Origin of the sequence: Mycobacterium mantenii (assembly GCF_001667865.1) — a bacterium.
Classification (GTDB): domain Bacteria; phylum Actinomycetota; class Actinomycetes; order Mycobacteriales; family Mycobacteriaceae; genus Mycobacterium; species Mycobacterium mantenii_A.
This window is the reverse complement of sequence record NZ_LZJP01000044.1, coordinates 60,223-74,569: the sequence shown is the minus strand read 5'-3', so window position 1 is coordinate 74,569 and position 14,347 is coordinate 60,223. Positions and strand designations below refer to the sequence as shown.

General features: G+C 67.8%; 15 protein-coding genes. 10 read left to right on the top strand and 5 right to left on the bottom strand.

Annotation, left to right across the window (positions count from 1 at the left end; genetic code table 11):
• Positions 1–110: FAD-dependent oxidoreductase (locus A5688_RS27280; protein ID WP_120312498.1), on the bottom strand; the 110-nt coding region annotated here is incomplete at its 3' end.
• Positions 111–404: 294 nt separating this feature from the next.
• Here A5688_RS27280 and A5688_RS07715 point away from each other — a divergent pair.
• From A5688_RS07715 to A5688_RS07705, 3 genes are read left to right on the top strand one after another with little or no spacing between them, the layout of a single operon-like run.
• Positions 405–2,072: a nitrite/sulfite reductase gene (locus tag A5688_RS07715; RefSeq protein WP_067912573.1), complete on the top strand. Its 1,668-nt coding sequence runs from the start codon at positions 405–407 to the stop codon at positions 2,070–2,072.
• 7 nt (positions 2,073–2,079) lie between these two features.
• Positions 2,080–2,817: a phosphoadenylyl-sulfate reductase gene (locus tag A5688_RS07710; protein ID WP_067912576.1), complete on the top strand. Its 738-nt coding sequence runs from the start codon at positions 2,080–2,082 to the stop codon at positions 2,815–2,817.
• Complete coding sequence (locus A5688_RS07705) at positions 2,814–3,530, top strand: sirohydrochlorin chelatase (RefSeq protein WP_067912579.1); 717 nt, start codon at positions 2,814–2,816, stop codon at positions 3,528–3,530. The genes A5688_RS07710 and A5688_RS07705 overlap by 4 nt, the downstream gene beginning before the upstream one ends.
• Here A5688_RS07705 and A5688_RS07700 read toward each other — a convergent pair.
• Positions 3,527–4,477 carry a LysR family transcriptional regulator gene (locus tag A5688_RS07700; RefSeq protein ID WP_067835532.1) on the bottom strand — a complete coding sequence of 317 codons (951 nt, stop codon included), beginning with the start codon at positions 4,475–4,477 and terminating at the stop codon, positions 3,527–3,529. The two genes, A5688_RS07705 and A5688_RS07700, sit on opposite strands and share 4 nt — an antisense overlap.
• Positions 4,478–4,765: 288 nt before the next feature.
• Between A5688_RS07700 and fdxA the strand changes: the two genes are divergently transcribed.
• A complete protein-coding gene (fdxA, locus tag A5688_RS07695) occupies positions 4,766–5,092 on the top strand; it encodes a ferredoxin (RefSeq protein WP_067835535.1) in 327 nt (108 codons plus the stop codon).
• A 12-nt stretch (positions 5,093–5,104) separates the two neighbouring features.
• Here the strand turns inward: fdxA and A5688_RS07690 are convergent, their stop codons facing one another.
• Positions 5,105–5,461 (bottom strand): type II toxin-antitoxin system HicB family antitoxin, encoded by a 357-nt coding sequence (locus A5688_RS07690; RefSeq protein WP_067912582.1) that lies wholly within the window; start codon positions 5,459–5,461, stop codon positions 5,105–5,107.
• 168 nt (positions 5,462–5,629) lie between these two features.
• On the opposite strand from A5688_RS07690, the gene A5688_RS07685 reads away from it, so the two are divergent.
• Positions 5,630–6,922 (top strand): alpha/beta hydrolase, encoded by a 1,293-nt coding sequence (locus A5688_RS07685; RefSeq protein ID WP_067912585.1) that lies wholly within the window; start codon positions 5,630–5,632, stop codon positions 6,920–6,922.
• Between the two features lie 4 nt (positions 6,923–6,926).
• Here A5688_RS07685 and A5688_RS07680 read toward each other — a convergent pair whose 3' ends face one another.
• Together A5688_RS07680 and A5688_RS07675 are read right to left on the bottom strand one after the other, a co-directional pair.
• Positions 6,927–7,406, bottom strand: a complete 480-nt coding sequence (locus tag A5688_RS07680) for a hypothetical protein (RefSeq protein WP_067912588.1) — start codon at positions 7,404–7,406, stop codon at positions 6,927–6,929.
• Positions 7,407–7,444: 38 nt separating this feature from the next.
• A complete protein-coding gene (locus A5688_RS07675; RefSeq protein WP_067835586.1) occupies positions 7,445–7,879 on the bottom strand; it encodes a protease inhibitor I42 family protein in 435 nt (144 codons plus the stop codon).
• Positions 7,880–7,980: 101 nt separating this feature from the next.
• On the opposite strand from A5688_RS07675, the gene A5688_RS07670 reads away from it, so the two are divergent.
• The 5 genes from A5688_RS07670 to A5688_RS07650 all read left to right on the top strand — a co-directional run bounded on the left by A5688_RS07670 (position 7,981) and on the right by A5688_RS07650 (position 14,345).
• Positions 7,981–9,588 (top strand): Na+/H+ antiporter, encoded by a 1,608-nt coding sequence (locus tag A5688_RS07670; RefSeq protein ID WP_067835546.1) that lies wholly within the window; start codon positions 7,981–7,983, stop codon positions 9,586–9,588.
• A gap of 33 nt (positions 9,589–9,621) precedes the next feature.
• Entirely contained in the window at positions 9,622–10,800 is a 1,179-nt protein-coding gene (locus tag A5688_RS07665; RefSeq protein WP_067912591.1) for an AAA family ATPase, read from the top strand.
• Positions 10,801–10,963: 163 nt separating this feature from the next.
• Complete coding sequence (locus tag A5688_RS07660; protein WP_067912594.1) at positions 10,964–11,590, top strand: TetR/AcrR family transcriptional regulator; 627 nt, start codon at positions 10,964–10,966, stop codon at positions 11,588–11,590.
• Positions 11,587–13,110: an FAD-dependent monooxygenase gene (locus A5688_RS07655; RefSeq protein ID WP_067912596.1), complete on the top strand. Its 1,524-nt coding sequence runs from the start codon at positions 11,587–11,589 to the stop codon at positions 13,108–13,110. The genes A5688_RS07660 and A5688_RS07655 overlap by 4 nt, the downstream gene beginning before the upstream one ends.
• 89 nt (positions 13,111–13,199) lie before the next feature.
• Positions 13,200–14,345 (top strand): glycosyltransferase, encoded by a 1,146-nt coding sequence (locus tag A5688_RS07650; protein WP_067835554.1) that lies wholly within the window; start codon positions 13,200–13,202, stop codon positions 14,343–14,345.
• Positions 14,346–14,347 lie beyond the last annotated feature (2 nt).

The following is a 14,347-nucleotide window of genomic DNA, read 5'->3' as shown; positions in this document are numbered from 1 at the left end:
CCCTCAAACACCACCGGCGCCAACTGCGCCCGCGCCGCATACAACGCCGCGGTATACCCAGCAGGACCCGAACCAATAACGATCACGTCGTGGATGTCGGTGGAACTCATAACCGGCCACACTACTGCGAATCCGCGAAGTGGCGCGCCAATCCTTCTGGCCGGCAAGACCAAAACGTGAACCCGCGCACACAACAGCGGGTTGTGCCCTCACAACATCCTGACCTCTACTGACGCCCCCGTCAGAAGGGCACTATGGAAATCGCGACCCGTGGGTCCAACGACGAACTTGCGGGTGCCTACAGACCCAACATCATCGCGATGCCGCGGCCCGCCAGCCCCCTGAGGCCGCATGACGGCCCGCTCCAAGCCCGCTCTGCGCCGCCGCGAGGAATGAGAAACCACATGACCACCGCACGTCCCGCCAAGACCCGCAACGACGGTCAGTGGGCACTGGGCGATCGCGAACCGCTCAACCACGCCGAGCAGTTCAAGACCGACGACGCGCCGCTGAACGTGCGCGACCGCATCATCAACGTCTACGCCAAAGAGGGCTTCGACAGCATCGCCAAAGACGATCTGCGCGGGCGGTTCCGCTGGATGGGCCTCTACACGCAGCGCGAGCAGGGTTACGACGGCAGCTGGACCGGCGACGAGAACACCGACAAGATCGAAGCCAAGTACTTCATGATGCGGGTCCGCTCCGACGGCAAGGCCATGACCGCGCACACGATGCGCACCCTGGGCCAGATTTCCACCGAATTCGCCCGCGACACCGCCGACATCAGCGACCGGGAAAACCTGCAGCTGCACTGGATTCGCATCGAGGACGTCCCCGAGATCTGGCGGCGGCTCGATTCGGTGGGACTGCAGACCACCGAGGCCTGCGGGGACTGCCCGCGCGGCATCCACGGTTCGCCGCTGGCCGGTGATTCGCTCGACGAAATTCTCGACCCGTCGCCAGCGATCGACGAGATCGTCCGGCGCTCACTGAACAACCCCGAGTACGCCAACCTGCCGCGCAAGTACAAGACCGCGGTCTCCGGTTTGCAGGACGTCTCGCACGAGACGCACGACGTCGCGTTCGTCGGCGTCAACCACCCCGAACACGGCCCCGGCCTGGACCTGTGGGTGGGCGGCGGCCTGTCGACCAACCCGATGCTGGCCCAGCGGCTCGGCGTGTGGGTGCCGCTCGACGAGGTCGCCGACGTCTGGGAGGGCGTCACCCAGCTGTTCCGCGACTACGGCTACCGGCGACTGCGCGCCAAGGCCCGGCTGAAATTCCTGGTCAAGGACTGGGGCGTGGAGAAATTCCGCGAGGTTCTCGAGAACGAATACCTCAACCGCCCGTTGATCGATGGACCGGCGCCCGCGCCGGTCAAGCACACCATCGACCACGTCGGGGTGCAGCGGATCAAGAACGGCCTCAACGCGGTCGGCGTCGCGCCGATCGTCGGGCGCGTGTCGGGCAGCACCCTGTCGGCGGTGGCCGATCTGATGGAGAAGGCCGGCTCCGACCGGGCGCGGTGGACCCCGTTCCAGAAGCTGGTCATTCTCGACGTTCCCGACGACAAGGTCGACGAACTGGTCGCGGGGCTGGAGGCGCTGGGCCTGCCGTCGCGGCCCTCGTCATGGCGCAAGAACACCATGGCGTGCACCGGAATCGAGTACTGCAAGCTGTCGTTCGCCGAAACCCGGGTGCGGGCACAGACTTTGGTGCCCGAGCTGGAACAGCGTCTGGCCGACGTGGATTCTAGGCTCAACCTGCCGATCAGCGTGCACCTCAACGGATGCCCGAACTCGTGCGCCCGAATTCAGGTGGCCGACATCGGATTCAAGGGCCAGTGGATTGACGACGGCGACGGCAATTCGGTCGAGGGCTTCCAGGTTCACCTCGGTGGCGGCCTGGGCGAGCAGAGCGGCTTCGGACGAAAGCTGCGCCAGCACAAGGTCACCAGCGCCGAACTGGGCGACTACATCGACCGGGTGACCCGCAAATACCTCGACGGACGCCAGGACGGTGAGACTTTCGCTTCCTGGGCACTGCGCGCCGGCGAAGACGAATTGCGCTGAGGCCGACATGGTGGCAATGAACTTCACCGAAGAACAGCTGCGCGAGCTGGCCGCGCGCGGCGCCTCGGAGATGGAAGGCGCCAGCGCTGTCGACGTATTGCGGTGGACTGATGAACATTTCGGCGGCACCGACGGCCCCCGCGACGGAGCCAACTGCAAGTTCGTGGTGGCCTGCAACATGCAGGATGCGGTGATGGTTTCGTTGGCGGCCGATGTGCACCCGGGAGTGCCGGTGCTGTTCCTGGACACCGGTTATCACTTCGCCGAAACCATCGGCACCCGCGACGCGGTCGAGTCGGTCTACGACATCCACCTGCTCAACGTCGAGCCCGAGCACACCGTGGCCGAGCAGGACGAGCTGCTGGGCAAGGACCTGTTCGCCCGCGACCCCAACGAATGCTGCCGGCTGCGCAAAGTTGTGCCCCTGCGCCGGGCGCTGCGCGGATACGCGGCCTGGGTCAGCGGGCTGCGCCGCGTCGAGGCGCCCACCCGCGCCAACGCCCCGCTGATCAGCTTCGACGACTCGTTCAAGGTGGTGAAGGTCAACCCGATCGCCGCCTGGACCGACGAAGAGGTGGACGCGTACATCGAGCAGCACCACGTGCTGGTCAACCCGCTGGTCGAGGAGGGCTACCCGTCGATCGGCTGCGCCCCGTGCACCGTCAAGCCGGCCGAGGGCGAAGACCCGCGCAGCGGGCGTTGGCGGGGACGAAACAAGGTCGAATGCGGGTTGCACGCCTCATGAGCACCCTCGTCCTCACCGCGCACGGCAGCCGCGACCCCCGGTCCGGCGCCAACGCCCACGCCGTTGCCGACCGGCTGGCGATGATGCGGCCCGGCCTCGACGTGCGGCTGGCGTTCCTCGAGCTCAACACCCCAAACTTCGGCGACGTGCTGGCCGGGTTGCCGGACAGCCGCCGCGCGGTGGTCGCCCCGCTGTTGCTGGCCAGCGCCTACCACGCGCGCCTGGACATCCCTAAGCAGATCGCCGAGGCCCGCGTCCACGGCATCCGGCAGGCCGACGTGCTCGGCGAAGACGAGCGGCTGGTGTCGGTGCTGCGCGAACGGCTCGTCGAGGTTGGGGTTTCCCCGCTCGACGACGGCCTCGGGGTGATGGTGGTGGCGATCGGTTCGTCGAACCTCGCCGCCAATGCGCGCACCGCAAAGGTGGCGGCCCGGCTGGCCGCCGGCACCCAGTGGGCCGGCGCCACAATGGCATTCGCCACCCGGCCCGAGGCATCGGTGGCCCGCGGCGCCGAGCTGCTGCGCCGCCGCGGCGCGCGCCGGCTCGTGATCGCGCCGTGGTTCTTGGCGCCGGGGCTGATCACCGATGGCGTGTCAAACTTTGCCCGCGACAACGACATTCCGATGGCGGCACCGTTGGGGGCACACCGGCTGGTGGCCGAGACCGTGCTCGACCGCTACGACGAGGCGATCGCCGACGACGCCGCGGCCTAGCTTTTCGACGCCGCCGTGCGGCTGATGATGTGGCTGAGCAGGTCGCGGATCGCTCCGGCCGGTGGGGTGCGCCCGCCGATCCAGATGGCCCGAAACTTGCGGTGTAGGTCCAGCTTCGGGATGTGCACCGCGTGCAGGCGGCCGACCGCCAGGTCGTCGGCCACCGCCAGCCGGCTCATCGTCGCCGGGCCCGCACCGGCGAGCACGGCAGCGCGCATCGCCGCGGCGGAGGTCAATTCCAGCACGGGCGCGGCCTGTTGCATGTCCTCGCCGAGCACCTTGCGCAACGCCACCGTCAGCGAATCGCGGATGCCCGAATGTGGTTCGCGGGCCACCAGCGGTGTCTGCGCGAGTTCGCGCGCGGTCACCACGCGCGACCGTCGTGCCCACTTGTGATTGGGCGGGACCACGATCACCAGCTCGTCTCCCCCCACCACACAGGTGCCCAAACCCTTTGGTGTACCCGGGTTTTCGACGAACCCAAGATCGGCGCTGCCGTCACGGACCGAGGCGATGGCGTGTTCGCTGTTGGTGGCGGTCAGAATCACCTGGGGCGCGTTGTCGCCGCGCCGCGTCGCCTCGTTCTGCAGGGACAGCAGCCAGTGCGGCATGAGTTGTTCGGAGATCGTCTGGCTGGCCGCCACCCTGATGCGTTCGCGGCCTTCCTTGCGCAGCGAACCCAGGCCCGCATCGATCTCGCCGGCGACCTCGAGCAGTCGGGTCGCCCAATCCGCGACGATCAGGCCCGCGGGCGTGAGTTGGGAGCCGCGCGTGGTGCGGACCGCCAGGGTGACGCCGATCTGGGCCTCCATCGTGGCGAGCCGGCGGGATATCGCCTGCTGGGTCAGCCCGAGTTCGCGCGCGGCCCGGCCGAGGCTGCCGGTCTCGGCGATCGCCAAAAACGCCTCGAACGAGGCGAGTTCGGGCAGCCGAGGGCTGAGTGGCATGGGCGGCAGCTCACAATCAAATCGTGTGACACAACTATAGCTTGTGACACCACAACGCCAAACCTCTACTCACGCCTCGCCCCGGCCGGAACGATGGGACACATGGACCGCGCAGCCGACCAGGTTCAGACCCCGCAGCCTGGGTCTCGCGCTTTTGCGGGCCGCCCAACGCTTCAACCAAGAGGCCGGTAGCCCGCGCGGACGCCGTCGCGCTAAATTAGCCAGCCAGACCGTGTTTTGACGGCTCGCCCCGGCTGACCCCGCTAGCCAGAAGGAAGGACAACACTCGTGGCCTACGTGATCGCCGAGCCCTGTGTCGACATCAAAGACAAGGCGTGCATCGAAGAATGCCCCGTCGACTGCATCTACGAGGGCGCCCGGATGCTCTACATCCACCCCGACGAGTGCGTCGACTGCGGCGCCTGCGAGCCGGTGTGCCCGGTCGAGTCCATCTACTACGAAGACGATCTGCCCGACGAGCACAGCCAATACCTGCAGATCAACGCCGATTTCTTCACCGAACTCGGGTCACCCGGTGGCGCGTCGAAGGTCGGGCTGACCGAGAACGACCCCGCCCCGGTGAAGGAGCTGGAGAGCAGAGCTGAGGCGTCCTAGCCTCCCGGGTCGCTAGTCGAATCCGGAGAGCCCGAACGTATCGCTCGGCCGTCGACCCGACAGCTTCTGCACCACCCACTGGTTCATCGAAACCCCTTGCTCGGTCGCCTCTATGGAGAGGCGGCTGTGCAGCTCCGGGGATGTCCTGACGACGATCGTGCCGCTGTAGTTGCGCTCGGCCATCGGGGTTGGGGGCGTTTCGCCGGTGTTCAGCATGATTTCGACGTGCCGGTCGACGGCCGTCTCGACCGCCTCGACGGCCTCTTGTGCGGTCGGCGCTTCTCGCCGCATGAACCGCAATTCGAGGCAGGAGCCGACGTATTGGCCGTGGTACGGCGACCACGCGACGCGGTAGGTGTAGTGATTCACGCCGGGTTGGTAGCACGGGCGCTAGCGGTTTCGCGAGTCACTTATCCCCAGAGGAGAGGGGCGACAGCCGCACCCCCACCTCTCCGGACCAATATCACCAATCCCAGATCAGCTAGCGCATGCGCTATCGGATCCCAGAGTCGCTTACCCGTTTCGTAAGGTGAGGCAATGCGGAGAGCTCGAATCAGCCACGTCATCCGGCAAATAGGGTCATTGGTGGTCACCGCGGTGACCGCGGCGTCCACCCTCAACGGCTACCGGCCGCTGGCGCGCAGCGGATTCGCGTCGCTGTACTCCTGGATGTTCGGGCTCGTCGTCACCGAACTGCCGTTGCAGACGCTCGTGACCCAGCTCGGCGGGTTGGCGTTGACGGCCCGTCGCCTCAACCGGCCCGTGCGGATCGTCGCGTGGATCGTCGCGGGCATCTCGGCCGCGGGCCTGCTGAACTTCAGCCGCGCTGGACATCGGGCCAACGTGCCGCTGAACGAGGCGTTGGACAGCGGACTGGGAGCCGGCCGGCTCACGGACTCGGCGAGCCTGTGGCGCCGGCCGGCAGGCAGCGGCAGCGCCAAGACGCCGGGACTGCTGCGGATGCTGCGCATCTACCGCGACTACGCCCATGACTCCAACATCAGCTACGGCGAATTCGGCAGCGCGAACCACCTGGACATCTGGCGACGCCCCGATCTCGACCCGGCCGGGAAGGCGCCGGTCCTCTTCCAGATCCCCGGCGGCGCCTGGACGACGGGAAACAAACGCGGACAGGCTCATCCGTTGATGAGCCACCTCGCCGAGCTGGGCTGGATCTGCGTGGCGGTCAACTACCGGCACAGCCCGCGCAACACCTGGCCCGACCACATCGTCGACGTCAAGCGCGCGCTCGCCTGGGTCAAGGAGCACATCGCCGAATACGGCGGCGACCCCGAGTTCATCGCCATCACCGGAGGTTCGGCCGGCGGTCACCTGTCGGCCCTGGCCGCGCTGACGCCCAATGATCCGCAGTTCCAGCCGGGGTTCGAGGACGCCGACACCCGCGTGCAGGCGGCGGTGCCGTTCTACGGCATCTACGACTTCACCCAATTCGACGAGACGCTGCATCCGATGATGCCGGGGCTGCTGGTCAAGTCGATCATCAAGGGCAAACCCTCGACGCACCGGCAGATATTCGAGGCCGCGTCACCGGTCAACCATGTCCACTCCGACGCTCCCCCGTTCTTCGTCCTGCACGGCCGTAACGACTCGCTGGCCTACGTCGAGCAAGCGCGCGCGTTCGTCGAGCAACTGCGGCAAAAAAGCAACCAGCCGGTGGTGTATGCCGAATTGTCGTTCACCCAACACGCTTTCGACATCTTCGGCTCCGCCCGAGCCGGGCATACCGCGGTGGCCGTCGAGCAATTCCTCGCCGAAATCTACGCGGCGCACCTGCGGGCCGACGTCGTCGCAACCCCCGAGGTCTCGTAGACAGCTAGGACTTCGGACGCACGCCGGCGGCGCGGTAGACGAACAGCGGGTCCACCGGAAAGCGCAGCGTCGTAACGGGTAGGTCTTTCAGCACCTCGTCGGGAATTGTCTTCTTGTAGTTGAGCCTCATCGAGCCGCTGAATGCGGGGTCGACTCCGTGAAGGTCGATGTCGATGCCGACGCCCTTGTTGGTGACGGTGGCCCGGCCCGGCCCTTCGTCGGTGTCCCAGCGGCAGTCGATGGACCGCAGGTTGGCCTCGCCGCGCGCGGGAAAGGTGGCGACGATCCGGGCGCCGCTGAATCCGAACCCACCCGTGTATCGGGAGACGCCGGAGGCCGAATACACGCCTGGCACATGGCCACTGAAGTGCCGGACCACCCCGACTCTGCCGGCGCTGAAGATGAGCCCCTCGGCTTCGAGTCCCTCGCGCAGCGCCGCGGGCAGCTGGCCGATTTCGGACAGGTTGCGAAGAAATCCGAACACGCCCAGACCGTAGCCCGACGACCGATCGGCCCGCAGCCTTATCGCACCGTGACGGTCAGCGTGTAGGTGCAGGCCGGTTTGGCATCCTTGGACACGAAGCTGGTGTACAGCGTGCTGACCGTTGTTGTTCCCGGCTTCAGGGCAGCGAACGTCCATTCCTCTTTGCCCGGCGCGCCCAACGCGTCGGACGTGGGCTGGACGAACTCGTGATTGAGCTGCTTGATGACCGAGGCATCGCCGATCTTGGTGTCGGGATTCCACCGGTAGGGAGTGGTGTAGTTCGACCCCAACTCCACGACCAGGGTGTTGCCGACGGCGAGGGTGATGTTCTGCGTGATCTCGCTCTGCGTCAGCACATCGGTCATGGGCACCTGGAGCGTTTTGGTCGACGGCGGGTTCCTGGACGCGAAGTGGCAGCCCACCACCGTCGACAACAAGAGCACGGCGACTGTCACCAGCAGCCTGACCTTCACCACATCCCCCTTCGATTCCGCTCCGGAGCCTAATAGGTTCTCAACCCAGACCGAAGATAGGCGACGACGCCGTCGACCGTCGCGTCCGGCAGGATGGGCTGGTGTTTGGCCTCGTACTGATCGTTGCCCTGGTGTCCACCGTCATCGTGGGGACGGTCATCGGTCGGCGCTATCGCGTCGGTCCCCCGGTGTTGCTCATCTTGCTCGGCGTCCTGCTGGGCCTGGTGCCTCACTTCGGTCAGATACACGTCAACGGCGAGGTCGTGTTGCTGCTGTTCCTCCCCGCAATCCTGTACTGGGAGGGACTGAACACCAGCTTCCGCGAGATCCGCGCCAACGCCCGCATCATCGTGTTCCTCAGCGTCGTCCTGGTGATCGCCACCGCGGTGGCGGTGTCGTGGACGGCGCGGGCGCTGGGCATGGATCCGCACGCGGCCGGCGTGCTGGGTGCGGTTCTGTCGCCCACCGACGCGGCCGCGGTGGCCGGTCTGGCGAAGAAGCTGCCGCGCCGATCGCTGACCGTGCTCAAGGCCGAGAGTCTGATCAACGACGGCACCGCCCTGGTCTTGTTCGCCGTCAGCGTCCACGTCGCGATCGGTGGGGCCGCGATCAGCCCGCCCGAGGTGACCGCCCGGTTCGTCGGCTCCTACCTCGGCGGTATCGCAGCCGGGCTGTTGGTCGGTGGGGCGGTGACGCTGCTGCGCAAGCGACTCGACGCACCCCAGGAGGAGGGGGCCCTGAGTCTGGTGACGCCGTTCGCGGCGTTCCTGCTGGCTCAATCGATGGACTGCAGCGGAGTGGTCGCGGTGATGGTGTCGGCCCTGGTCCTCGCCTACGCCGGCCCCGTGGTGATCCGGGCCCGTTCCCGGCTGCAGTCCACAGCCTTCTGGGACATCGCGACGTTCCTGCTCAACGGCTCGCTATGGGTGTTCGTCGGTGTGCAGATCCCGGGCGCGCTGCGCGGGATCGCGGGTGTGGACGGCGGCATCCGCCACGCGCTGTTCGTCGCGCTGGTGGTCACCGGCGTGGTGATCGTGTCGCGCGTCTTCTGGGGCGAGATCACCACGCTGCTGATCCGGCTGATCGACCGCCGCCAGGTGCAACGCGAACGTCGGGTCAACTGGCGCCAGCGCTTCGTCACGGTCTGGGCCGGATTCCGTGGCGCGGTATCGCTTGCCGCGGCCGTCGCCGTGCCCGTGACGACGCTCAGCGGCGCGCCGTTCCCGGACCGCAGCCTGCTGATCTTCATCGTGGTTGTTGTCATCATGGTGACCGTCCTGGTCCAGGGCAGCACGCTGCCCGCCGTGGTCCGGTGGGCGAAGATGCCCGAGGACGTGACCCACGCAGAGGAACTGCAATTGGCTCGCTGTCGGGGTTCGCAAGCCGCGCTGGCCGCGCTGCCGACGGTGGCCGACGAGGTCGGCATCAGCGACGAGCTGAGGCGCCGGCTGCAAAAGGAATACGAGGAAAAGGCCGCGCTGGTGCTGGCCACCGAGGACGGTTCGCCCGACACCCGCATCCTCAAGGGCCGCGAGAAGGTCCGGCGGGTTCGGCTGGGCGTGCTCGAACACAAGCGCCGGGAAATCACCTCGCTGCGCAACCAGAACCTCATCGACGACATCGTGTTGCGCGAGTTGCAGAACGAGATGGACCTCGAGGAAGTGCAACTGCTCGCCGCCGCGGTCGACGACGGCGACGAGGACGCATAGGGCCCGTCGGTGGCCGACCGTACAGTCGGCCCCATGCTGCACACCGTCGCGGTCCGCGGGTATCGATCGCTGCGCGAGGTCATCCTGCCCCTGGGTCGTCTGTCGGTGATCACCGGCGCCAACGGCGCCGGCAAGTCCTCGCTGTATCGCGCCTTGCGCCTACTGGCCGACTGCGGCCGCGGCGAGGTGATCGGGTCGCTGGCCCGCGAGGGCGGACTGCAGTCGGTGCTGTGGGCAGGTCCCGAGCAACCGGCCGGCGCGCGACGCTCCGGCAAGACCGAGGGAACCGTGCGCACCAGGCCCGTATCACTCGAATTGGGCTTTGCCGCAGATGATTTCGGCTACCTGGTGGATCTGGGCATCCCGCAGTCGGCCGGGAAGTCGGTGTTCGCCCGCGACCCGGAGATCAAGCGGGAAGTCTTGTTCGCCGGACCCGTGCTGCGGCCCAGCACCACGCTGGTGCGCCGGTCCCGCGTTTTCGCCGAGGCCTGCGCGGACTCCGGCAGCGGTTTCGACGAGCTGTCCCGGGCCCTGCCGTTGTACCACAGCGTGCTCGCCGAATACGCCCACCCGCACGCGCTACCCGAGCTCGCGGCCGTGCGAGAACGGTTGCGCGGCTGGCGGTTCTACGACGGCTTCCGTGTCGACGCGGGGGCACCGGCGCGGCACCCGCAGGTGGGCACCCGCACCCCGGTGCTCTCCGACGACGGCAGCGATCTGGCGGCCGCGATCCAGACGATCCTCGAGTCGGGATTCGACGACCTGGACCGGGCCGTCGCGGAGGCCTTCGACGGCGCCACCGTCTCAGTGGCCATCCACGACGGGCTGTTCGATCTTCAACTGCGACAGCGCGGCATGCTGCGCGCATTGCGCGCAGCCGAATTATCCGATGGCACACTGCGTTTCCTGCTGTGGGCCGCCGCCCTGTTGAGCCCGCAGCCACCGTCGCTGATGGTGCTCAACGAACCGGAAACCTCGCTGCACCCGGACCTGGTGGCCCCGCTGGCATCGCTGATCCGCACCACCGCGTCCAAGACCCAGGTGGTGGTGGTCACCCATTCCCGGTCGCTGCTGGAATTCCTGGACACCACGCCGGTCCGCGAAGGCTCCGACGGAGCCGTCGAGATCGAACTCTTCAAGGACTGGGGCGAAACGCGCATCAGCGGCCAGACCCTGATCACGACGCCCCGGTGGGATTGGGGCACACGCTAGGCGGCGGCGCTTTGTCGCTGGCGTTGAGTGTGAATCCTCCGCGGCCCCGCTCGGCGTGTCGCCGACCAGGATTCACACTCAACGCCGTCAGAGCACACTCAACGCGAAACTTGCCCGCCAAGCAATATTGCCCATTAGGCAAGTTTGACGTACGTTGGGCGTCATGACCGGACTTCGTGAGCGCAAGAAGGCCGACACCCGCCGGGCGCTCAGCGACGCCGCCCTGCAGCTGGCGTTCGAGCGCGGCCTGGAAAACGTCACACGCGAAGACGTCGCGAACCTGGCGGGCGTCTCGCTGCGCACATTCACCAACTACTTCGGCGGCAAATACGAGGCGCTGGCCTACCGGCAGGCCGAACGCGTGCGCCGCAGCGCCGCCCTGCTACGTGAACGCCCCGCCGACGAACCGCTGTGGACGGCGCTCACCCACGCCGTGCTCGGACCCCTGGACGCCGACTTCGGCGACGTTCACGGCGAGGAGAACCGGCTGCCCAGCCGTCAGGAACTCATCGAGGTTCGAAAGCTGCTCATGCACCCGCAGGTCCGAACCTCGGTGCCGCAGAATCTATTCGACGAGTTTCTCCAGGTGATCGCCGAACGTACCGGCACCGACCCGGACCGCGACCTGTATCCACGGTTGGTGATGGCCGTCGTCCGCGCCGTCGGCGACGCCGCGGCCGACGCCTACGCGCGGGCCGATCCGCCGGTGGCCATCACCGAGCTGATCCGCGAGGGCTTCGCGGCCGTCAGCGCCGGATTGCCCGAACCTCCCAGGAAAGAGGCACCATGACTGACGAACACGCCGACATCGTCATCGCCGGCGCCGGGCCCAACGGGCTGCTGCTGGCCTGCGAGCTGGCGCTGGCCGGTGTCAGGCCCGTCGCGCTGGACGCCCTGCCCGGTCCCAGCGCCGAGCCGAAGGCCAACGGCCTTGTCGGACAGGTCGTTCGGATGCTCGACATGCGCGGCCTGTATCGGGCCTTCACCGGTGACGAGGCACCGCCCCAACCCAGCCGAGGATGGATCTTCGCCGCCATGACCCTGGATTTCGCGGCGGTGCCCGACAACCCGATGTACGCACTGCCCATCCAACAGCCCCGGGTGGTGCGGCTGCTGGAGAAGCGGGCCCGCGATCTCGGGGTGGATCTGCGCTGGGGGCATGCGCTGACCGACCTACAGCAGAACTCGGAATCCGTTGCTCTGCAGGTGTCGTCACCAGAGCGCGACTACGCCATCGCCGCCGGTTATCTGGTCGGCGCCGACGGCGGGCGCAGCCTGGTCCGCAAGAGGGCGGGCATCGACTTTCCCGGCACCACCCTGGATATCGTGGGCCGGCTCGCCCATGTGCATGTCCCCGACGAACTGCGCCGCCCCGACGGCGGCGTCGACATCCCGGGATTCGGCCCAATCGCTTTCGGCCACACGCGATTGGACCGCGGCGGGTTGATCTACGCCGAGTTCGAACCCGGCCGGCCGCTGTTCGGCACCTTCGAATTCACGCCGCCCGTCGAGGACACGCCGATGAGTGTTACCGAACTGCTCGAGAGCGCACGACGCGTCCTCGGCGTCGACGTCCCCTTCGGGGAGCCGAAAGGCCCAGGGCCGCATGCCCTTCGCCGGGTCAACGGGCAGAACACGCGGCACGCCGAACGCTACCGCGACGGTCGGGTACTGCTGCTCGGCGACGCCGCCCACGTCCACAGCGCCATGGGCGGCCCCGGGCTGAATCTGGGCATGCAGGACACCATGAACCTGGGCTGGAAGCTCGCGGCCGAGGTCAACGGCTGGGCGGTTCCGGGACTGCTCGACACGTATCAGTCCGAACGCCGCCCCGTCGGCGAGCGCGTCATGATGCATTCGCAGGCCCAGACCGCGCTGGTCTCGCCGGGCCCGGAAGTTGCCGCGCTGCGCACGCTCGTGGGCGAGTTGTTCACCATTCCCGACGTCGCCGCGCACATGGCGAGACTGTTGGCCGGCAACGACGTTCGGTACGACGTGGGCGATGACCATCCGCTGTCGGGGTGGCCGGTTCCCGAACTGACCCTCGATGACGGCCGACGCGTCGCCGAGCTGCTGCACGACGCTCGCCCAGTTCTGCTCGACCTCGCCGGCGGCGTCGCGGGCGCGGCGCGCGGTTGGGCCGATCGCGTCGACACCGTCAGCGCCGGCACCGCCGACCCGCCCGCCGCGGCGCTGCTGATCCGGCCCGACGGCTACGTCGCGTGGGCGGCCGACGAATTCGGTTCCGCCGAAGAATCGGGCCTGCGTGCGGCGCTGCAACGCTGGTTCGGGCCGCCAACGAGCCGGTAGCGGCACCCGCAAGCGAAATTCACGGAGTGTTCAGGCACGCGTTGGGCCAGCATTGGTGACTGCACACGCGCACCGCGTGTCCTCACGGTATGCGCGTTGTACAGGTCGCCAATTTCTATGGCCCTCGCTCCGGCGGCCTTCGCACCGCGATCGATCGACTGGGCGCGGAATATTGCGCGGGCGGACATGAGGTCTTCCTGATCGTTCCCGGCCAGCGCGCCGAGCGCGCCCAGCTTTACACCGGCGTCGTGCGAATTACCCTGCCCGCCCGACTGATTCCCTTCACCGGCGGATACCGCGCGGTGATGCCGGGACCGGTCAAGGCGCTCCTGCAGGCGTTGCGCCCCGACGCGCTGGAAGTTTCGGACCGGCTCACCCTGCGGTCGCTGGGCCGCTGGGGCCGTGACTACGGTGCCACGACGGTGATGATCTCCCATGAACGCTTGGATCGCCTTGTGGGCCAAGTTCTTCCGGGCCGGGCGGCGCGGAAGTTCGCTGACCTGGCCAACGCACGCACCGCGGCGAATTATGACACCGTGGTGTGCACCACCGGTTTCGCCCGCGAGGAATTCGACCGGATCGGAGCGGCCAACACCGTCACGGTCCCCCTCGGCGTGGACTTGCAGATGTTCCATCCGAGCCGCCACTCCTATCTGGTGCGCGAGCGGTGGGCCGCGCCGGCCCAGATGCTGCTGGTCCACTGCGGGCGGTTGTCGGTGGAAAAGCGCGTCGACCGCAGCATCGACGCGCTGGGCGCGCTGTGCCACGCCGGTGTCGATGCGCGGCTTGTTGTGGTCGGCGAGGGTCCGCTGCGGGCCAGGCTGGAGCGACAGGCCGCGCGGCTACCGATCGACTTCACCGGTTTCATCTCCGATCGCAACACCGTGGCGCAGCTGCTGGCCTCGGCCGATGTGACGCTGGCGCCGGGACCCCACGAGACGTTCGGGCTGGCCGCGCTGGAGTCGCTGGCGTGCGGGACACCGGCCGTGGTCTCGCGCACGTCGGCGCTGACCGAGATCATCACCCCGGACAGTGGCGCGTCGGCCGACAACGATCCGGCCGCCATCGCAAAAGCGGTCCGCGCCATCGCCAGTTTGCCCGAACGGCAACGCCGCGTTTCTGCGCGGCGTCGCGCCGAGGACTTCACCTGGCACCGCGCCGCGACCGGCATGCTGGCGTCGCTCGGAGCACCGGCCCTCGACGAACGACCCGGCGATTCCGAACAGACCGCCTAGCG